At 51.2% G+C, this 19005-nt stretch carries 19 protein-coding genes and 1 pseudogene; 8 read left to right on the top strand and 12 right to left on the bottom strand.

Features of this window, described 5'->3' with window-relative positions; translation table 11 throughout:
* Positions 1–201 (top strand): annotated as a pseudogene (locus M891_RS25080) (IS110 family transposase); the annotation flags it as partial.
* Between the two features lie 186 nt (positions 202–387).
* On the opposite strand, the gene M891_RS0120065 reads toward M891_RS25080, so the two are convergent.
* Positions 388–1383: an aldo/keto reductase gene (locus tag M891_RS0120065; RefSeq protein WP_028540040.1), complete on the bottom strand. Its 996-nt coding sequence runs from the start codon at positions 1381–1383 to the stop codon at positions 388–390.
* 182 nt (positions 1384–1565) lie between these two features.
* Between M891_RS0120065 and M891_RS0120060 the strand changes: the two genes are divergently transcribed.
* Together M891_RS0120060 and M891_RS0120055 are read left to right on the top strand one after the other, a co-directional pair.
* On the top strand, positions 1566–2483 hold the full coding sequence (locus M891_RS0120060; RefSeq protein ID WP_028540039.1) for an AraC family transcriptional regulator: 918 nt from the start codon (positions 1566–1568) through the stop codon (positions 2481–2483).
* A gap of 43 nt (positions 2484–2526) precedes the next feature.
* Positions 2527–2892, top strand: coding sequence for a winged helix-turn-helix transcriptional regulator (locus M891_RS0120055; protein ID WP_028540038.1), 366 nt, complete (start codon positions 2527–2529; stop codon positions 2890–2892).
* Here the strand turns inward: M891_RS0120055 and M891_RS0120050 are convergent.
* Both M891_RS0120050 and M891_RS24255 read right to left on the bottom strand, forming a co-directional pair.
* Complete coding sequence (locus tag M891_RS0120050) at positions 2865–3416, bottom strand: NAD(P)H-dependent oxidoreductase (RefSeq protein WP_028540037.1); 552 nt, start codon at positions 3414–3416, stop codon at positions 2865–2867. The two genes, M891_RS0120055 and M891_RS0120050, sit on opposite strands and share 28 nt — an antisense overlap.
* A 305-nt stretch (positions 3417–3721) precedes the next feature.
* Positions 3722–4123 carry a hypothetical protein gene (locus tag M891_RS24255; protein ID WP_036701194.1) on the bottom strand — a complete coding sequence of 134 codons (402 nt, stop codon included), beginning with the start codon at positions 4121–4123 and terminating at the stop codon, positions 3722–3724.
* Between the two features lie 214 nt (positions 4124–4337).
* Between M891_RS24255 and M891_RS0120040 the strand changes: the two genes are divergently transcribed.
* The 4 genes from M891_RS0120040 to M891_RS0120025 all read left to right on the top strand — a co-directional run bounded on the left by M891_RS0120040 (position 4338) and on the right by M891_RS0120025 (position 7878).
* Positions 4338–5009, top strand: coding sequence for a response regulator transcription factor (locus tag M891_RS0120040; RefSeq protein WP_028540036.1), 672 nt, complete (start codon positions 4338–4340; stop codon positions 5007–5009).
* An 11-nt stretch (positions 5010–5020) separates the two neighbouring features.
* Complete coding sequence (locus tag M891_RS0120035; protein ID WP_028540035.1) at positions 5021–6319, top strand: sensor histidine kinase; 1299 nt, start codon at positions 5021–5023, stop codon at positions 6317–6319.
* A 97-nt stretch (positions 6320–6416) separates the two neighbouring features.
* Complete coding sequence (locus tag M891_RS0120030; RefSeq protein ID WP_028540034.1) at positions 6417–7091, top strand: SOS response-associated peptidase; 675 nt, start codon at positions 6417–6419, stop codon at positions 7089–7091.
* Between the two features lie 244 nt (positions 7092–7335).
* Complete coding sequence (locus M891_RS0120025; protein WP_028540033.1) at positions 7336–7878, top strand: flavin reductase family protein; 543 nt, start codon at positions 7336–7338, stop codon at positions 7876–7878.
* Positions 7879–7960: 82 nt separating this feature from the next.
* Here the strand turns inward: M891_RS0120025 and rbsK are convergent, their stop codons facing one another.
* The 9 genes from rbsK to M891_RS0119980 form a co-directional block, all read right to left on the bottom strand.
* On the bottom strand, positions 7961–9283 hold the full coding sequence (gene rbsK / locus M891_RS24250) for a ribokinase (protein WP_127576666.1): 1323 nt from the start codon (positions 9281–9283) through the stop codon (positions 7961–7963).
* A 372-nt stretch (positions 9284–9655) separates the two neighbouring features.
* Positions 9656–10363 (bottom strand): PIG-L deacetylase family protein, encoded by a 708-nt coding sequence (locus tag M891_RS0120015; RefSeq protein WP_028540032.1) that lies wholly within the window; start codon positions 10361–10363, stop codon positions 9656–9658.
* Positions 10364–10420: 57 nt separating this feature from the next.
* On the bottom strand, positions 10421–11296 hold the full coding sequence (locus M891_RS0120010) for a carbohydrate ABC transporter permease (protein ID WP_016311257.1): 876 nt from the start codon (positions 11294–11296) through the stop codon (positions 10421–10423).
* Positions 11296–12198, bottom strand: coding sequence for a carbohydrate ABC transporter permease (locus tag M891_RS0120005; protein ID WP_028540031.1), 903 nt, complete (start codon positions 12196–12198; stop codon positions 11296–11298). The genes M891_RS0120010 and M891_RS0120005 overlap by 1 nt, the downstream gene beginning before the upstream one ends.
* 12 nt (positions 12199–12210) lie before the next feature.
* Positions 12211–13503, bottom strand: coding sequence for an ABC transporter substrate-binding protein (locus M891_RS0120000; protein ID WP_016311255.1), 1293 nt, complete (start codon positions 13501–13503; stop codon positions 12211–12213).
* A gap of 78 nt (positions 13504–13581) precedes the next feature.
* The gene (locus M891_RS0119995; protein WP_028540029.1) at positions 13582–14541 is read right to left on the bottom strand and encodes a GNAT family N-acetyltransferase; all 960 of its coding nucleotides are present in this window, start codon (positions 14539–14541) and stop codon (positions 13582–13584) included.
* Positions 14542–14618: 77 nt separating this feature from the next.
* Positions 14619–15785, bottom strand: coding sequence for a serine hydrolase domain-containing protein (locus tag M891_RS0119990; protein ID WP_028540028.1), 1167 nt, complete (start codon positions 15783–15785; stop codon positions 14619–14621).
* A gap of 360 nt (positions 15786–16145) precedes the next feature.
* Complete coding sequence (locus tag M891_RS0119985) at positions 16146–17789, bottom strand: MDR family MFS transporter (RefSeq protein WP_028540027.1); 1644 nt, start codon at positions 17787–17789, stop codon at positions 16146–16148.
* A gap of 18 nt (positions 17790–17807) precedes the next feature.
* Positions 17808–18242 (bottom strand): MarR family winged helix-turn-helix transcriptional regulator, encoded by a 435-nt coding sequence (locus M891_RS0119980; protein ID WP_379401793.1) that lies wholly within the window; start codon positions 18240–18242, stop codon positions 17808–17810.
* A 386-nt stretch (positions 18243–18628) separates the two neighbouring features.
* Between M891_RS0119980 and M891_RS0119975 the strand changes: the two genes are divergently transcribed.
* The coding region (locus M891_RS0119975) for a transposase (protein WP_028540026.1) at positions 18629–19005 on the top strand (377 nt) is incomplete at its 3' end.

The raw sequence follows: 19005 nt of genomic DNA, 5'->3' as shown, positions 1-19005 counted from the left end.
GTTGAAGCTGCCAACTCGGTTAGGATGCGCGATGAAGAATTCGGTGAATATTACCGGAAGAAGTATCACGAAGTGCCCAAGAATCAACACAAACGCGCCCTCGTCTTAACGGCAAGAAAACTCGTGCGTNTGGTCGATGTGCTGCTACGCAGCGGCCAACTCTACACGCCTCGAAGGAAGGTGAATAGCGCCAAGGATTAACGCCTCCTTTGCCTTAGTCCTTCACGAATTCCCAGTAAAAATCTGGTATCTGACATGGTTTTTGGCTGGGTTTGGTTTGATGCGCCCTTTTTTCGTGACTCCGCGCTCAACAGGCACGGGAAATTTCCAGTTCGATTAAATCAACAGCTTGACATCATACCGCTGGACTTGTTGCATCAAAGAAATCTATAGTGCTCCAACTACTGGATGCGGTACATACGGTTCTTCTAAATAAGCAACTTCTTCGGGGGTTAATTTAATCGATAATGCGCCAACGGCATCTTCAAGATGGGATATTTTCGTCGCCCCTATAATGGGTGAGGTTATCGTTTCTTTTTGCAGCAACCAAGCAATTGCAATTTGTGAACGAAGAACACCGTGTTTTTCCGCCAGTTCGGCGACCCGATCTACAATGATACGGTCAGTGCTTGCAGTTGCATCGTATTTTGATTTCTGTACACTGTCGGTTTCAGATCGAAGCGTATGTTCTGACCAATCGCGTGTTAATCTGCCTGAAGCAAGCGGGCTATATGGAGTTACCCCAATTTTTTCCTCCTTACAGAGCGGCAACATCTCCCGTTCCTCTTCACGGTAGATAAGATTAAGATGATTTTGCATCGATACAAACCGGGTCCACCCGTATTTCTCTGCCACATTCAATGCCTTGAGGAACTGCCATGCGTACATTGCAGAAGCACCAATATATCTAGCTTTACCCGCTTTTATAACATCATGTAATGCCTCCATGGTTTCTTCGATAGGAGTGTGATAATCCCAACGGTGGATGATATAAAGATCTACATAATCTGTTCCTAACCGTTTAAGGCTCTTATCAATTTCACTCATAATATGTTTTCGCGAGAGTCCTCTGCCATTCGGTTTTTGGCTGTTTAAATCTTTTCCCGTAGGAAAATAAACCTTTGTCGCAATAACTACCTCGTCTCGGTTGGCAAAATCCTTAAGAGCACGACCAACAAATTCTTCACTTGTTCCGTCTGAATAAACATTGGCGGTATCAAAAAAATTGATCCCTAAATCGAGAGCTTTTTTGATAATTTGGCGACTGCTCTCTTCATCGATCACCCAGGGGTGAACCCAGCGTTCTTTCACACCAAAACCCATACATCCAAGACTCAGACGGGATACATCCAATCCTGAATTTCCAAGTTTCACGTACTCCATTTTGTTCACCTTCTTACTAAATGATTAATTACAATCCCCTGTACTCTTAATATGACTCAAATGAGATCGGGGCAGGTATCACAATCCTGCCAAATGATTGCATAATCCTCTCACAACCATTCACGAAATCGATGAATAGGATTTATAATGGAACCATCCGATTAGGCAAAGGAAGATTATAGATGTTTGATCAATTATATAGGCAAAGAGCAGAGCTCGCCGAAATGATAGAGAAGCACACTGGCCAAGACGGAACTCAAGCGACTGCTATTCCTTCTTTACTTTTCTCACGGTACTCCAGCCATATTGGGCCGATGTACGGGGTTCATAAACCGTCCTTGTGCATTGTCGTTCAAGGAGCGAAAGAGGTGATGCTTTCACAGGAACGTTTTCTATATGGTCCTGCTGATTACCTGATTGCATCCGTAAAACTGCCAATTACCGGACAAGTTACGGAAGCCTCACCTAAAGTTCCTTATCTGGCCCTAAAAATTGAATTCACAGTCCATGAAATTTTAGAAGCGCTGCATGATTTCCAATTGGGTGTCGAAAAGAAAGAAAATGCGAGACGAGGAATGTATGTCAGTAAAATAGAGCCTTCTTTGCTGGACGCAGTAACAAGATTAGCTCGATTACTGGATCATCCAGTGGATCATAAAATGCTCGCCCCTATCATTAAGAAAGAAATCATCTACAGAGTTCTCCAAGGAGAGCATGGAGCCACACTAAAACAAATCGCAATAGAAGGAAGTTCCACCAGCCAAGTTAGTGATGTGATTGAATATATCATGAATCATTTTGAACAGTCTTTTAAGATTGAAGACCTTGCAAAAATAGCAAATATGAGTGTTTCTTCCCTGCATCGCCACTTCAAAGAGGTAACGACCATGAGCCCGATTCAATTCCAAAAACAACTGAGGCTGCAAGCTGCACGGAGTTTATTATTATCTGAATCCGCAGATGCAGCAGAAGTTGCTTTCCGGGTGGGTTATGATAGTCCATCGCAGTTTAGCCGTGAATACTCGCGCATGTTTGGCTTGCCGCCCAAAAAAGATATAATGCGCCTGTTAAATCACAGTGACAAGATGATTAATGCGTAATGCCTAAGTATGATCTACTACCCCCAAGCAAGGAGGAGCGGGCATGAAGAACACCCGTTGCGCTGTACCAGGAACAGCCTTGGAAAAGAGCGGCTTCTATTACACGCTGTCCATTATCGGCGGAAAATATAAAATGACCATCATGTATTTACTCGCGGAGCATAAGGTTTTACGACACAATGAAATTCACCGACACCTGGAAAGCGTCTCCTATAAAACGCTAAGTGTTATGCTGAAAGAGCTTATGGCCGATGGCATTATTTCGCGCAAAGAGTACCCGCAGATTCCTCCCAAAGTGGAATATTCACTGACCGAGCGGGGACAATCCCTCATCCCGATCTTAAACATGATGTGCGATTGGGGGGAGCAGAATCGGGAGACTTATAACTTATCCAAAAACTCCAGATAGTCTTTAACGCCTTGCTCGATTTCTTCTGAACTTGAACAATACTCCTCGCCAGGGACGATCTCTGCACCGTAAAAAGCGAAAAACGAGCGATAATCCGCACGACAATAATAGCGGAAAGTGGTCTCAAACGGTGTCAGCAACTGTTCCAACGTATAGTGGTATCGGCCGCTTTCCAGATAATCGCTCTTCCGGATCCCCGCGGTGACTGCCAAAGCTACTTTTTTCCCCTGCAGCTTGTCTCCCCCGTTCCTGCCGTAAGCCCAGCCTTGAGTCAGCACTTCGTCCAGCCAAGTTTTCAGAATGGGCGGGCATGAGAACCATTGGATCGGAAACTGCAGAACGAGATGATCGTGAGCCTCGACCAGCTTCTGCTCTTGTTCCACATCGATGATCCCATCTGGATAAGCGGAAGTTAATTCATGGACGGTATATGTTTCGGGATATTTTCGCAATTCTTCGATAAACCTCTTGTTAATGACAGACTTAGAAATGTTGGGATGCGCCACAATGATGAGTGTTTTCATGGAGAACCTCCTGTTTCTTGTTTTGAGAATCATTTTATTGGAGTTGAAAAATAAAACAAGAACGCACTTTAAAGTGGGGTACTTACCTCGAAGTAAGGGAATCCAATAAAAAAAGGACATCAGCCTGAGCTGTGTCCTCCTAGGAATTGACTAAACATATTCGTTCTGCCAGATCCTCAATCGTCTCTCGCATGGCAAGCTTTTGGCGCCAAGTTTCCGGGATCGCTTCATATCCATATCCAAAAAAAACGCAGTGCGGGAGTAAAAACACTCCCACTCTGCGGATTTGTTGACTTGCAACCGAATTACTGAGGCGCTTGATTACTCCACGTCTTGCCGCCGTCAACGGAATACAACTTCTTGCCGTTCTCCGTTTTCACCAACAATTTTACGCCTCCCCTGTGGGTGAAGACTCCTTCTGTTGGTCCCTGACGATCTCCTTCCACAGGAGCCGTTCCTCTTGAAATGGTCACTTTGCCGTCAGCATCAATCGTTTCGTTTACCCCATTAGGTGCTTCTTGGCTCCAGGTTTTGCCGTCGTCTTCGGAGTACCATCTCGCACCGTCTTCCGATTTAACTAACAGGGTTGTGAACGAATTGGAGGCCGAAGCCGATACCGCACCGAGGGAAGCAACAAGCGCCCCGCATACAAGCAAAGTACCTAGTTTTTTCTTGTTGTTCATTGCAGATGGAAATTTGAATTTCATCGTGGGATACCTCCATTTTTTTGTGTTTTTATCAAGCAGCGCTGCTTACATGGATCATCGTACGGGATGAACCTTTAGCTAACCTTTGATTTGCAGAGAAATTTGCAGCAATATCTTCCATCGGTAAACCGTCCGGCCCTTAAGGTTATCTAAAGGGAAGCCATTTATAATTTCTAATGAAGAGGGTCTATGCGATGAATTGGAGGTAAGAGGATTGAGGATTTTGCTTGTGGAAGATGAGGTTTTCATTGCAGAAGCCATCGCTCAGGTATTGAAAAAAAGTGGCTACACGGTCGACTTGGCCTTTGACGGCGAAGAGGGGTTACATCACGGCCTTTCGGGAATTTACGATATTATCGTTCTGGATATTATGTTGCCCAAGATGGACGGACTCGCCGTTCTCCAGGAACTGCGGGACAACGACATCATGACCCCGATCATTTTGCTGACCGCGAGAGGGGGGACCGAGGACAAAATTCATGGGCTCGATTGCGGAGCCGATGATTATTTGGCCAAGCCGTTCCAAACAGATGAACTGCTTGCCCGCTTGCGAGCGCTTGGCCGGCGAGGAACGATATTGCATCTGGACGGACTGTTGACATGCGGCGACTTACAGCTGGATCCGCTTGCTCACATACTCCGATGCGGGGCTGATGAGGTCCAACTTCCTCCCAAGGAATCTCAAGTGTTGGAACTGCTCATGCGCAGAAAGAACTTCGTCACCTCGAAAGAGATGCTAATTGAAAAAGTATGGGGCTATGAGACAGACGCGGACGAAAACCGTGTGGAGATGTACATTTCCCTCCTTCGTAAAAAGTTTGGAATGATGGGTTCAACTGTAATCATCCAAACGATTCGGGGAGCGGGATACATCCTGAAACCGTAGAGGGTGGGACTATGTTCAGTACGTTGCGGAATAAATTACTTTTTTTAAATCTGTCCATTACTTCAGGCGTCATCATTGCAGCATTCGCCTTTGTCTATTTCATTGCGTACAGCAATCTGCAGGCGGATATTCGTCAACGTCTTCATACTCAGCCTGAGACACAAATCCAAGTTGGGCCTGACAATCCAAATCAACCATCGGGACAAAACGGGAGTCCAACCACAGTAAGGCATAGGTTTGCGGATGATATCAGCACTTTTCATGTGGAAGTTGACGAAGACGGAAGGATCGTCCGTATCGAATCCGCCGTTAATTTGCCTGAAAGTGCATATCAACAGCTCGTGGAGATCGCTTGGAAGAACCAAGACGAGAATGAAATGATTAAACTGGAAGACAGAGAATGGCGGTATTCCGTCGCTCCCATCCGCGTTCAGGTCGTTGGCGAAGACGGGATTCCACAAGCCGTTAACGACCAAAACTACAGCCTCATTTTCCTGGATGTTACGGAGATGAACAGCACGCTAAATCAACTTCTTATGACCCTGCTATTCGTTGGCATCAGCACGCTGATCGTGATTTTGGGTGTGAGCTTTTACTTCGCTAACCGGGCGATCAAGCCAATCCAAGGAGCGTGGGAGAAGCAAAAGCAATTCGTAGCCGACGCCTCCCACGAACTAAAAACGCCGCTTTCGATCATCCATGCGAACTGTGACGCACTTGTCGCAAGTCAGGAAGATACCATTCAGAACCAAATGAAGTGGATTGATTACATTCGGGCCGGAACGGACCGGATGGGCAAACTCGTCCAGGATTTGCTGATTCTTGCCAAAACCGACGATGAACGGATAACGCTGCACAAAGAACATTTTAACCTTAGTGAAGTTGTCGACACCGTCTCCCAGTCCATGGAAGCGGCAATAGCAAGCAAAAGGCTCTCCCTCACCCGTTCGATTGAGCCCGACCTGATCGTATCCGGGGACCCAGACGGTGTAAGCCAGGTGGTGGGCATCTTGCTCGACAATGCCATCAAGTATGCGAGTCCAGGCGGTTGGATTCGGCTGTCGCTGACAAGATCAGGCCGACGCATCGAATTTTCCATTACCAACAATGGGCGCGGAATTGCCAAAGAAGATCTTCCAAAGGTATTCGACCGATTCTTCCGCGCCGATCGCTCCCGCACGTATAAAGACGGCAGCTATGGCCTGGGCCTCTCCATCGCACAATCGATCATCAAACAACATGGCAGCGTGATAAAGGTCAGAAGTGTGGAGAATCAAGCGACTACATTTTCGTTTTCGCTTGCCAAGTGATCCGCGGAATATCTCCAAAAATTAATATGAATTATTGAATTATTTTCCTCCTTTAGCAAACAATACATCACAACTTGGTAAAGGAGGCAGAGAGTTTATGTGTCAACGATTTTCCATGGCGGCCGAGCTGCCGGAGGTTCAGGAGCATTTTCAGATTGGACGGGTCATGTGTTACTATAAAAATCGCTTTAACATCAGCCCCACACAGCCCACGCCGGTGGTATTACAGCAGGACGGAGAGCGGGTGCTGGACGAATTCCGCTGGGGGCTCGTTCCTTATTGGGGCAAAGATGCGGTGAATGCCGATCTGCGGAACGTTCACCAGAATCCGACGTACCGTCGGCTCATCAGTACGCAGCGTTGTGTGATCCCCTGCAATGGCTTTTATTATTGGAAGAAGGACGGTAAGAAGGAATATCCCGTGCGCGTTGTGCTGAAAAACCGCGGTATCTTTGGGGTCGCTGGCCTGTACGAAGTTTGGCGGGATACGCGCGGCGAGCCGCTTCGCACCTGTACCCTCGTGATGACAGAGGCAAACCCGCTGATCGGGGAGTTTGAAAGCCGGATGCCGGCGATTTTGTCCCCCGAGGCTATGACCCAGTGGCTGGATGAAGAGGTTAGTGACCTCGACGCACTGGACCCCATCCTGCGGCCGCATGCAGCGGAGGAGATGCAGGCCTATCCCGTAACGCCGCTGATCGACAATGACCGGTACGATTCCGATGAATGCATCCGGGAGATGGACTTGGAGTTAGCTTGGGTGAAGCGTTAAGCGCATGGGGGCAACTTTGTTACATATACATGCAAAAAAAGCTCTTGGACGATCATGTCCAGGAGCTTTTCATTTGGCTTAATTTAATTAAGTCTGCCGTCTTATCGCTCTCCTTCAGAGCTTGCCATACCTTACATGCTCTGTAAAAGATAGTGTGACCGGAATCACCTTATCGCTCCTTTTCCAGCGTTATCTTCAATAGAGAGCTTCTTGGTAAGAAATAGATGGATTAGGAGGATGTAACATGGAGAAAATCGAGGTTAACTTTGAAAAAATGTATTATGGTTTCCCGGTCATTTTAACCAGCTTTTACGATGAAAATGGGGTTGCGCACGTGACGCCGTCCTCGTCCTCTTACTCGCTGAAGGACCTGATGGTGCTGGGCTACAACAGCAAAGGATTTGCCGCACAGCATCTCAAGGCGGGAACCGACTTCGTGGTGAACCTGCCGGATCGCTCCCTGCAGGAGGCAATAAACTATTGCGGTTCACGCTCCGGTGCAGAGGGCAGCAAATTCGCCGCAGCCGGCCTGACACCGGTAGCTTCGGAGCATGTCAATGCCCCGGCGATTAAAGAGTGTCCGATCTCCATCGCTTGCCGGGTTGTTGAAGTTGTCGAGAGCGAGGAATTCCCGGGGCTGACCCATATTTTTGGCCGAATCGTCAGCCGATCCGTCGCCAAGGAATATTTGAGCGCGGAGGGTCGTTTGCTGATCGACAAGCTGAACCCGGTGATATATGCCGGAGACGGGGTTAAGAAGGGGTTCCGGTTTTTGCAGCAGAGCTGACAGCGCAGTGATATTCTCTAGTTTCCTTACGCGAAAAAAAGCTGCTTCTTCGCTTCAATAGCGAGGGAGCAGCTTTGTTGCTTTACTGATCTAACAGCCAACGCCGCAGCACGTTCGCGTGATTATACACCGGGTCCTTGGCGGCATACAGCAAGGTGACCGGACGTTCGCGCGCGATTTCGCGGATCCGGTCCGCCAGCACGGCGCATTCCGGACTGCTGTTCAATTCGCGCAAATAGTTGGTGCTAAATTCCGCATACCGCTCCATCCGGTGCGCGAATTCCTTGCGCAGCTCCGGGCTGGGAGCGATTCCCTTCATCCATTCGTCAATCGCCGCATCGGCCTTGGTCATCCCGCGCGGCCATAGGCGATCCACGAGGATGCGGTATCCGTCCTCGGGGGCTGCCGTTTCGTAGATCCGCTTTACGCGGATCTGCTCTCCTAGCGTTGTTGCTTGGGGCAAGCCCGTTCCCGCCGCAAAACGCCGCACTTCGTCCGCTGTTGGCATACCCGCTTGAGCACCAAACTTCGTCACAGCCAGCGCGGAAGCCAGCGACGCATACTGTATGGCTTCTTCCAGACTTTGCCCCTGAACGAGAGCGACGGCCAGCGCAGCATTAAAACAATCGCCGGCCCCTGTCGTATCTACAACAGAAATGACATGTCCCGCCACGGTTCGAACCTCCCCCGCCTCAGCCAAATAGGCCGATCCATCAGCGCCCAACGTGGTCACAACTTGGGCCGCACCTCGTTCCTTGAGGCGCTGCATCGCCAGGCGGAGGAAGTCGCTGTTCACATCCGTCATGTCCAATCCTATCCCGGCGTATCTCCCCAGCTCCGTACGGTTCGGCGTTATATAGTCGATACAGCCATAAAGCTCTGCCGGAAGTTCCCGAGCCGGGGCAGGGTTTAAAATTACTTTCTTGCCCAACGACTTAGCAATTCGCGCTGCATATAACACCGTTTCCACCGGAATTTCCAGCTGGAGCAGCACGATATCGGCCTCCTTCAGCTTGTCCAAGTGCTGATCGATATCCGCCGGTGTCACCTGATCGTTAGCTCCGGGAACAACCAGAATACTGTTGTCACCATCGGCAACGTAAATTGAAGCAACACCTGTTGCCGTATCGGTCAGCCGTTTGACGCCGCTGACATCAATGCCTTCCTTGCGCAAGGCAGCCATCAGATCGTCTCCAAAAGCATCCGCCCCAACCGCACCAATCATTGAGGTGCTCGCCCCCAAACGAGCTGCGGCAACCGCCTGATTTGCCCCTTTGCCTCCCGGGATGAAGCGAACCCGGTCGCCCAGCAGAGTCTCCCCGATCTGTGGAATTTGCCGCGCCTCCACCACAATATCCATATTCAAACTGCCGATCACAGCCACCTTAGGTTGCGTCAAAGTCATAACCATCCGCCCTTAAACTTAGTTTCTGCCCTCAAGTTTATGCCAGAAGCTTGCTTTCAGCAAGTTGGAATCCAGAACAACAACCGTTGTGCAGCCCCTTTTCCACCATTATCCCCTTCAGTCAGATGGCATGCGAACTTGTAGTCTGATCGTGCGTTTTTGCATCATTATGTATCTGAATCAGGTCTACTCTCCACCTATTTTGTCCCCGCTCTCCATCGATCTCACCACCACCCGCTTCACCGCCTAACTCAGGTATTCCTGAACCAACGGGATAATGGTTAAAAAGAGGCCGCCAGAGAGCAACAACTCCAGTTAAAGGTCCAATAATCAAATAACCGGGACCCCAAGGCCCCGGTCGGCATGTGTATACTATAAAAACTGCACCCGCTTATTTAAAGCACCGCGCGGAACCATAAACGCCTGGGCCCGCTTAAACCCGACCGGCGCCCCGCGCACGATGGTCAGCGCTTTGTAGTATTCGATGAAGGGGAATCCGGACGTTTCACCGCGCGCATAGGCGTACACGTTCATCGCTTTTACCCAGGTTTCATAGGCTTCTTCCGGGATATCCACGAACACCTCTGGCTGGAAGTCATACGGGTCCTCCCAGTTGTCGGTATAATAGAGCGGGCCGGAGTAGTGATTCGGCAGCGCCCGCTCTATCGTTTTCAGCGCCGCATAGAACCGGGCATCCTCAACGATGTAGTGCGTGTTCGCATGATCCTTATGCATCGAGCCCTTCCAATGCGTAATAAGAAGCGTCGGTTTCACTTCGCGGATGACATCCGCAACCTGATATTTCACCTCTTCATCAACTGGCAGCTCCGCATCCTTGTAGGCAAGAAACCGTACGTCGGCACCAACGATTTCGGCGAAACGGTGGGCCTCTTCGATTTTTTGCTTCGCATAATCGTCTGGGGACAGCTTAGGATGCCCCTTCTCGCCTGGCGTCAAGTGCAGGAAGGTCGCTTTATGCCCCGCCTGTACGTATTTTGCAATCACAGCCCCCGCTGTTAAATCCATATCTCCGGCATGCCCGCCGATGGCCAATATATGTTGTGGTTTATCCATTTCCATGATCCGGAATCTCCCTTCAAGTTGTAGTATTGTTGGCAATCAAAATATCCGCCACGCCTATTCTTTCAACCCAGAGTTCATCATGCCGCGGACGTAATATTTTTGCAGAATGATAAACACGATGAGGATCGGCACCGTCGAGATGACAAGTCCTGCCATCAGAAGCGGTTGGGTCAACGTCGGATCCAGGTGGTCCTTCAGCATTTGCACCCCAACGGGCAAGACCGCCAGCTCGGGATTTACTGAGTTAATGATCAATGCCCAAATGAACTCGTTCCACTGCCCAATAAATTCAAAGATCGCCAGAGTGGCTAACGCAGGCCCGGTCATCGGCAGAATGAGCCGGAAATAAATACGGAACTCCGATGCACCGTCAATACGAGCGGCTTCCAGGTACGCATTGTTGATCGTCATAATAAACTGCCGCATCAGGAATATGCCGTACGCGCTAACCGCAAAGGGGAGTATCAAGGACAGGATCGACGTCGTCATCCCGCCTACGCCCCCGTTGCCAAAGAGATCGTTACCACCTACCAATGGAAAATGCGTCATGATGTAAAAGTTCGGGATAAAGAACAGAAAGCTCGGAATCATCATCGTCGACAAAATAAACCGAAAGATCCCATCCCGTCCGCGAAACCGCAGTTTCGTCAGCGCATACGCCGCCATCGAGCTCGTCAGGAGCACCAAAATGGTGGTGATGACGGATTTGAGCAGGCTGTTTTTGAACAGCAACCCGATGTTTAACGATTCAAACGCCAGTTTGTAGTTGCCGAACTGGAACGTCTCCGGTAAAAAGCGATAGTACAAGCTGTTATACTCCGCCGGCCCCTTAAACGAGCTGAAGATCATATCCAGGAAAGGGAACAGCATCGCGATGGAGCCGATGACGATGATGGTGAAGGAAACCCAAGGCTTTTTTCTCCGTCGCATTAGTAGCTCTCCACCCCTCCCTGTCTAAAAAATCGCATTTGGATCGCCGTAATGATCATGATGCACACGAACAACACAAACGCCATCGCGCTGGCAAGGCCCCAGTTACCAAAGGAAAACGCCTGCTTATACATCTCCAAACCTGCAACATTGGTAGCATCGCCCGGACCTCCGGTGCGCGTCATGACCATGGTCAACGTAAACGACTGCAGCCCGCCGATAAACGAGGTGATCAGTACGAAGGTGATGGATGGCTTCAGCAGCGGCAGCGTAATCCCGAGGAACACCTTCCACACGCTTCCCCCTTCCAGATCCGCCGCCTCGTAGTAGTCTTCCGGGATGGCTTTGAGTCCGGCGGACAGGATCAGCATGGAACTGCCGATCCCGAGCCAGCCTCCAACCACAATAACCGACGTCAGCGCGGTGTTGGGGTCTTGCAGGAAGTTTTGCCGAGGGATACCTACCCAAGTGAACATTTCGTTGATCAACCCATTTGTTGGGTTGTACAGGTACAGCCAAATGTTGCCGATGGCGACAACCGTTGTGACCGACGGCAGAAAGTACAGCGTTCGCCATAGACCTTCCCAGCGCAGACGGGTGATGAAATAGGCGACTGCCAATGCACAGACAAACGAAATGGCTACCGTACCAAACGCAAACGTGAATGTGTTGGTCAAGATCGGATGCAGAAAGGTGGAATTCGCTGAAAACAATGTACGGTAATTGGCTAAACCTACCCACCGGATCGATGCAAGGTCAAAGCCGCCCCATTCCGTAAAGCTGAGAAACAGGGAGAAGATAAACGGGATCACCAGGAAGATCGCGTAAAATACAAACACCGGCGTCAGGAACAAATAACCAACCAAGCCTTCTCGATATGCTAAACCTAGCTTCTGTTTCATTGGCCGGTCCCCTTATTGTCCCAGCTTCGCCTGGATATCCCTCTGGGCATTTTCAAGCACTTCTTCCTTCGTGGCTTTGCCTGCCCACATATTTTCTATCTGCTTATACAAAATGTCCTGGATTTCCGAAGCGGTGGCCGGGCTTTGTTCAGGATTGGCGTATTGCAGCGCATCAGAGAACGTTTTGGCGATCGGGTCGGCGGCCAGCTTGTCTTGGATCGTCTGCGAGGCGAGATCGGTTTTGCGCGCTGGTACCGTATTAAAGCCTTCGATCAGGAAGTTCCCTTCCGGCGTCATTCCGTTCTTCACCTCCACCGAGTTAAACCACTTGAGGAACTTCCACGCCGCTTCTTGATGCTTCGACTTGGAGTTGACGCCCCAGGCCCAGGTATAGGCCAACGAGCCTTGAGTTTGACCGTCCGGTGAAGGCAGCGGGGCAGCGCCTACGTCGACGAAGCTGTCTTTCATGAGCGTTTTTAGGGAACCCGCCCACCAGCCGGCCTCAATCGTCATCGCCACTTGACCGGCGCCAAACGCCTTGGTCGTCTCAAACCCGATGTCGGAGATTCCGTTACTCCCGTAAACCTTCGAATAAAGATCGATCGTTTGCTTTGCAGCTTCACTATCGAGATTCGGCTTGCTTAAATCCTCGCTTAACAGCGTGCCTCCGGCTGTAGCCAGCAGGCCCATAAATGGCTGGACAACTTTACCGGCATAACCTCGCAAGAAGCCAAAACCTTGTACGGTGGTTTTGCCGTCCTTGTCTTTTTGCTCGATGGCCGAAGCCATTTGCAGCAATTCATCCCACGTTTTCGGCGGTGCTTCAAAACCTGCTTCCTTCAGCAACCGCTTGTTGTAGAACAGACCATATGCCTGCACTTCGGTCGGATAACCAAAGATTTGCCCGTCGATCGTTGCTGCAGCCACGGCGGATTCGGGGTAATTCTCTCTGATGTCAGCCGCAACATCCTCCGGTGCCGGAGCCAGCACCTTATTCTTGGATAGCTGTCCGCCCCATAAGGTGTACGTATGGACAATGTCAGCCACTTGACCGGCGGTCTGCTTGGTCATCATCGTGCTGAGCAGTTGGTCAAATTCGACCGGCGTCAGCTTCACCTGGATGTCGGGGTTCTCTTTGTTCCATTGTTCGATGTAAGGTTTGAGGAAATTCTCGTTTTCACCGGTATAATGCGAGAGCAAGGTGAGGGTCACTTTCGAGGAGGAACTCGCGTTGTTGCCGGATGAACAGGCGGTCATGCCGATGGCGCAGACGATCGTTAAAAGCCAAATGAACGTTTTTTTCACGCTTCTCCCTCCCAGGATCGGACTTAGGATCGTGTTTGCTTGTGGCTGTTCTGTTTTTACGCAAAGCGGATGAGGTGTTTATGCGAGGGTCTTGACCATGATGTCGAAGGTTCTTGTCACCGAAAAACCGGTTTGTTTGTACAGGTGCCCTGCCGGGCTCTGCTCGCCGGTCCAGAGAAACCAGGCTCCGTGCAGCCCGTGGGCGCGCATGGTGTGAAGGCAGTGATGGAGTAGAATTTTGCCGATGCCCCGGCCGCGTTGATCCGGATGAACACCAAATGGCCCAAATCGTTCGCGAATCCCTTCGTACCCGCCAAACAGGCAGAAGCCGACAAGCCGGCCGCGCTCACGGGCCACTAAAATTTGCTCCAGCGGCAACCCTTGAAGAATCCCTTCACGGATCGCGCGAGCCCAGTCCGGATTAAAAATCTCCAGATTAAAGCGGATTAATTCCGTCAAATCACTATCCTGCGCCGTGCGAAAAGTATAACCTTCCTCCTCCCTTTGCCGCTTCAGCGCTTCGACCTCGGGCGGAGTTTCATAACCCACCAGGCTGTAATCCATCGCAACGGCGGAGTACTGTTTGGTAAAGGCGTTTTTTTGTAGAAATGCCGCTCCTTTCGGGTATCCCGCTGCGTCGATGCCGGGCACGATGTAGTTCGGGGCGTAGGAAGCGAAAAACAGCTTCGTGCGGCCGTGCTCGCATAAGAAGCGTTCAGCTTCAAGCAGCAACCGGCTGCCCACGCCCTGCCGTTCAAACCTGGGATCCACGAAGAAGAATGGAATCCAGCCGTTCTCCGGCTCCAGCTCTGTGCCGCTCATCGGAAGCTGCCGGCGCACCGCATAAACGCAGCCAACCAGCCGATCCGTCTCGTCGAAGGCGAGACGCAGGCCTTCTGGATCAAAGTTGGCGTCCAGCAGCACCAAATTCCGGAATCGCTTCGCCGTCACCGGGTCGAGGAGCAGCACGCGGTTCCAAAGCTCGACCAGCGGCCCTTCGTCGCCAGGCCGGTACCCCCGGGTTGCGATTTGTCCCATGATGATCCCTCCTGTTCTGTAGCGTTGAACTATTTTGAAATAAACTTCGCGATCAACGGTCCCTGTTGCCGCAGTTGCTATGCATCAGCAATCGCTGCGGCAACCGTGTTGTGAAACTTGGCACGCAAGCCGACCACGGATCGATCCCTCCCGTAATGAACGCGATTGGTAAGCAGGACGCAAGCCAGCTCCAGTTCGGGATCGATGTAGAGGCTGGTGCCGGTGAACCCGGTGTGGCCATAGGCCACCGGGGAGAGCAGGTCGCCGGCGGCGTCAAACGGATCGCCGCGCAGCACCCAGCCGAGGCCGCGGCAGCCGCCCGGCACGCCGTCCGTGCACGGCCGCGTGGCGGCTTCCACCGCCGCGGCCGAGAGCACCCGCCGGCCAGCGGCGGCACTGTAGCCGCGGCCGAGCCACAGCTCCGCGTACGATGCCAAATCGTCCGCGGTGGCAAACAGGCCGGCGTGCCCGCTGACGCCGGCCAGGGCCCGGGCGTTCTCGTCGTGGACGGGAACGCCCGCGGGACCCGCGCCAACCGCCGTGCCGGGCTCGGCGGTTGAGGCGAGACGCCGGCGCACCTCCGGCGCCGGTGCCGTGAGGTAGCCGCTGGACGCGAGACCCAGCGGCGTGAACAGCTCCGCTGCCGCCAGCTCCGGCAGCGGGCGTCCCGCTACCTTGGCGATGATCTCGCCAAGCAAAATATAGCCCAGGTCGCTATACACCACCCTAGCGCCCGGGGCCGCCTCCGGCGGAGCCTGGCAAATGTAGTCCACGATCTCCTCCCGGCTGAAGCCGTGGGAGTGCAGATCGTAGAACGGTGCCAGGCCCGCCGTGTGGGTGAGCAGATGGCGAAGCGTCATCTGCTTTCCCCTCGTCCCTGACCGCCGCTTCGCTTCGGCGGCGGCCAGGGACGGGAGATAGAGCGCTGCCGGATCATCCAGCCGCAGCTGTCCGCGTTCGGCCAGCAGCAAGGTCAGCGGCAGCGTCACCACGATCTTCGTCAGCGAGGCGCAGTCGAAGATCGTCTCAAACGAGATCGGCGTCTGCCCGGTGTCGTCATCCACGGCGTTGCCGCAGGCGAAGCGAATGCGCCTGCCGCGCCGGGACACGACCGCAACTCCGCCGGGAGTCTCCCCTGCGCTCACCGCTTCGCGCAGCGTGTTCCCGATCCATGGGACTCGGGCCGGGTCCAGTCCCATGGCTTCCGCCGCTTCCGTATCCTCGAGCCAGTTCACTTCGCTCATCTGCACCCCTCCTTAGCGTTACGTACGGGAGCTTACCCGTGTAATCCGGTATAGACAGAAGGCATTTTTCTACGATGGAGGCCAACTGATTTGTACCGGCATGTTCACCACCCCCGCTCTCTTAAATCAGCTGATAGTTTTGCTCTTAGGGCAATTATAAAGACGTTGAAATTTTATTTCAATAAGAAAATATATTTTGAAATTTAATTCCGCAAAATTGTCCAATACTTCTCTTAAATCAACATTTTTCGCCACGTTTTTCTCACATCAACTTAACGCAAAAAGCCAGAGTTCTCGCATCCGAAATGCGAGAACTCTGGCTTGCCTTAACAGCTATGACTTACATAGAAAATTTTCTACTTAAGCTTGATGCGGAGCCGAAGCTTGTGCAGCTTGCACCGCACCTTCCTCGCCACCCTCTTTAACGCTTTGAGGAGTTGGTGCCTGGTTCGAGGAACGAAGCGGCAGCTCGCGAAGGAAGAAGACCAGCACCAAGGCCACAACGAGCACCAATGTACCTGTTAAAAATACAGTAGACAACGTCGTTCCCAAGGCATCACGGATGCCTTGAATCATCTGCGCAAACAGCGGCTGTGCATCGGCCGGCAAACTAGCTTGCGTTTGCTCCAGCAGCGGTTTGTTCATCAACGTCTGCGGATTCGCGAAAGCCGTCATTTGCTGAACTACTTGCGGGTCCATCTGGCTCATATCCGGTGCAGACGAGGATTGCAGCGCCTCTTTCAGGTTTTTCGTCAAGTTGTTGGACATTACCGTCCCCATCACGGCGATCCCAATCGTACCGCCAAGGTTACGGAACAATTGCGTCGATGCAGTAACGACGCCCAGCTCTTTATGCGGCACGGCATTTTGCGTAGCCAGCGAGAACACCGGCATCCCAACGCCCAGGCCTAAACCAAATACGATCATACTAAGAATGGCAACCGGTACACTGTTCATGAAAATCATAATGACCATCCCGGCGATCATGATCGGAACGCCAAACAAGGCAAACTGTTTGTATTTCCCTTTCTTAGCAATCATTTGACCAGTGATAGCACTCGCGACAACCATGACGATAGACATCGGCATCGTTACGTAGCCCGCATAAGTCGGCGAAATGCCCAACACGCCCTGTACGAAGAACGATAGATAAATCAGGGCGCCCATCATCCCGAAGTTCATAATAAAACCGATAATATTCGAAATCGTCACCACATCGTTTTTAAACAAATGCATTGGCAAAATCGGATTTTTCGCCTTTAGTTCCACGAATACGAAGATCAAACCAGATACGACCGAGGCCACAAGCAGGCCGATGATTTGCGTCGAACCCCAAGCGTAGGTTGTTCCGGCCCAAGAGAAGGCCAACAGCAGCGGCACAATCGTCGTCGTCATGAATAGCGAGCCGACATAGTCGATACTTTGGGAGCTGCCGCGTTCCATTTTTGGAAACAGCGACAAAATCATAATAAATGCAACGATGCCCAGCGGCAGGAAGATCCAGAACAGCCAGTGCCAATCCATGTGATCGACGAGGTAACCGCCCAAGGTTGGGCCGAGCACGCTCGAGAAGCCGAAAATCGCGGTCATCAGACCCATCCATTTCCCACGTTCCCGCGGCGGGAACAAGTCACCTACAGCCGTAAAGGCCGTCGATTGGATAATCCCGGCACCGATCCCTTGAATCCCGCGGTAGGCGATGAACTGGAACACGTTCGAAGATGTCCCCGTCATAAATGCGCCCACCATAAAGAGCAATATCCCAATCAATAGAAACGGCTTCCGCCCGTACATATCGGACAACTTGCCGACCAAGACAGTAGCAATTGTGGACGTCAGCAAGTAAATGTTAATCGTCCAAGTATAATAGTCCATGCCGTCCAGAATCGAAATGATTCGCGGCATGGCTGTGCTCACGATCGTCTGGTTAATGGCGGCGAAGAACATCGCGGCCATGATAGCGATCATGATCGAAACTTTACGTTTAAGTGATAAATGTTCCATGTAGTTTCTCCATCTCCGTTATGATTTATTTTCTATATTTGCAAGCACCACGCCAAGAATTCGCCGCAAATGCTGTAGATCTTCCTCATGCAACTGATCAAAAATCCCCTCGAGCATCTCCTTCTGCCGCTCGGTGATCTGATTCATGATTTCTCTCCCCCGATCGGTAATCGAGATGTTGACAACCCGGCGGTCGTTCTCCCCGCGTTCACGGTTCACATATCCTTCCGTGACCAGCCGGTCCGTAATTCCCGTGATGGCTGCCGAGGTAATCCCCAAGCTCTCTGCAATCTGTGATACGGTATGCGTCCCGGAAGTATTGAGCATGTAGAGCATCTTATATTGCGGAAAACTAAGGTTAAACTCGCCCCCGCGTTTGTTCCACTCCTGGGTGATCGCCTTGAACAGCATTCGAAACATCGAGGTAACTTCGAACAGCTCTTCTTTTTTCACCAACGTCTCTCTCCTCCTTCCTGCCTTGAGCCGTTCGATTCGATTAATTTCATAATTTAATTACTTTACTACTTAAATATTTTAGCGGTTAATAATATACTCCTTAATAATTTTCGCGTCAAGCTTTCGCCCAAATATACTTTTTGGCAGCACAAAATGCAGTAACACTGTACAGTAACCCTGTACCCCTTTGCGCACCCCTTTTGCACCATTATCCCTTTCGTTCAGTAATTGGGGATTTATTCATTTAATTTATAGGGGATCATTTCATCCGACATTTAGAAAAAGATGAGGTCTGGAATATTTTTCTTAATTAACGAACATACGTTTGGTATAACGAAAGAAGAGAACGTATGTGCGCATTTCTGATTGTGGAGGGATCGGACATGGAGATCAGTACGAGTTCAGAGCTTCAATCTTTTAGCAGCCGTTTTCGAAACGAAGCCGACTGCATCGAGGCGATCATCGCGATGAAGTGGCCAAATGGCTTTGTCTGCCCGCGCTGCGCTTATACCGAGTGCACCCGTCTGTCCACTCGACATATTCCTTTATTTGAATGTGGAAGATGCGGCTATCAAGCCTCGCCTTTGGTCGGTACCATTTTTGAAAGAACTCATCTGCCTTTGGTGAAGTGGTTTCAAGCACTGGAGCTGTTCCTGCTCCCAGATGGCATCTCGGCGCTGCGGTTGAGTCAGGTAATCCAAGTGACCTACAAGACCGCTTGGCTCATGCTGCACAAAATCCGTCATACCCTCGGTGAATG

Origin of the sequence: Paenibacillus sp. J14 (assembly GCF_000518465.1) — a bacterium.
GTDB lineage: Bacteria > Bacillota > Bacilli > Paenibacillales > Paenibacillaceae > Fontibacillus > Fontibacillus barengoltzii.
Note: the sequence above shows the minus strand (reverse complement) of the source record. Positions and strands in the feature narration are given on the sequence as shown.

Excerpts from the sequence above, each read along its gene's own strand:
- M891_RS0120055 (WP_028540038.1), top strand. The coding sequence starts at position 2,527 with ATGAAGAACACCCGTTGCGCTGTACCAGGAACAGCCTTGGAAAAGAGC.
- M891_RS0120005 (WP_028540031.1), bottom strand. The coding sequence starts at position 12,198 with ATGAAACAGAAGCTAGGTTTAGCATATCGAGAAGGCTTGGTTGGTTAT.
- M891_RS0120035 (WP_028540035.1), top strand. The coding sequence starts at position 5,021 with ATGTTCAGTACGTTGCGGAATAAATTACTTTTTTTAAATCTGTCCATT.
- M891_RS0119990 (WP_028540028.1), bottom strand. The coding sequence starts at position 15,785 with ATGAGCGAAGTGAACTGGCTCGAGGATACGGAAGCGGCGGAAGCCATG.
- M891_RS0120010 (WP_016311257.1), bottom strand. The coding sequence starts at position 11,296 with ATGCGACGGAGAAAAAAGCCTTGGGTTTCCTTCACCATCATCGTCATC.
- M891_RS0119985 (WP_028540027.1), bottom strand. The coding sequence starts at position 17,789 with ATGGAACATTTATCACTTAAACGTAAAGTTTCGATCATGATCGCTATC.
- M891_RS0120015 (WP_028540032.1), bottom strand. The coding sequence starts at position 10,363 with ATGGAAATGGATAAACCACAACATATATTGGCCATCGGCGGGCATGCC.
- M891_RS0120025 (WP_028540033.1), top strand. The coding sequence starts at position 7,336 with ATGGAGAAAATCGAGGTTAACTTTGAAAAAATGTATTATGGTTTCCCG.
- M891_RS0119995 (WP_028540029.1), bottom strand. The coding sequence starts at position 14,541 with ATGGGACAAATCGCAACCCGGGGGTACCGGCCTGGCGACGAAGGGCCG.
- M891_RS24255 (WP_036701194.1), bottom strand. The coding sequence starts at position 4,123 with ATGAAATTCAAATTTCCATCTGCAATGAACAACAAGAAAAAACTAGGT.
- M891_RS0120050 (WP_028540037.1), bottom strand. The coding sequence starts at position 3,416 with ATGAAAACACTCATCATTGTGGCGCATCCCAACATTTCTAAGTCTGTC.
- M891_RS0120060 (WP_028540039.1), top strand. The coding sequence starts at position 1,566 with ATGTTTGATCAATTATATAGGCAAAGAGCAGAGCTCGCCGAAATGATA.
- M891_RS0120065 (WP_028540040.1), bottom strand. The coding sequence starts at position 1,383 with ATGGAGTACGTGAAACTTGGAAATTCAGGATTGGATGTATCCCGTCTG.
- rbsK (WP_127576666.1), bottom strand. The coding sequence starts at position 9,283 with ATGACTTTGACGCAACCTAAGGTGGCTGTGATCGGCAGTTTGAATATG.
- M891_RS0120030 (WP_028540034.1), top strand. The coding sequence starts at position 6,417 with ATGTGTCAACGATTTTCCATGGCGGCCGAGCTGCCGGAGGTTCAGGAG.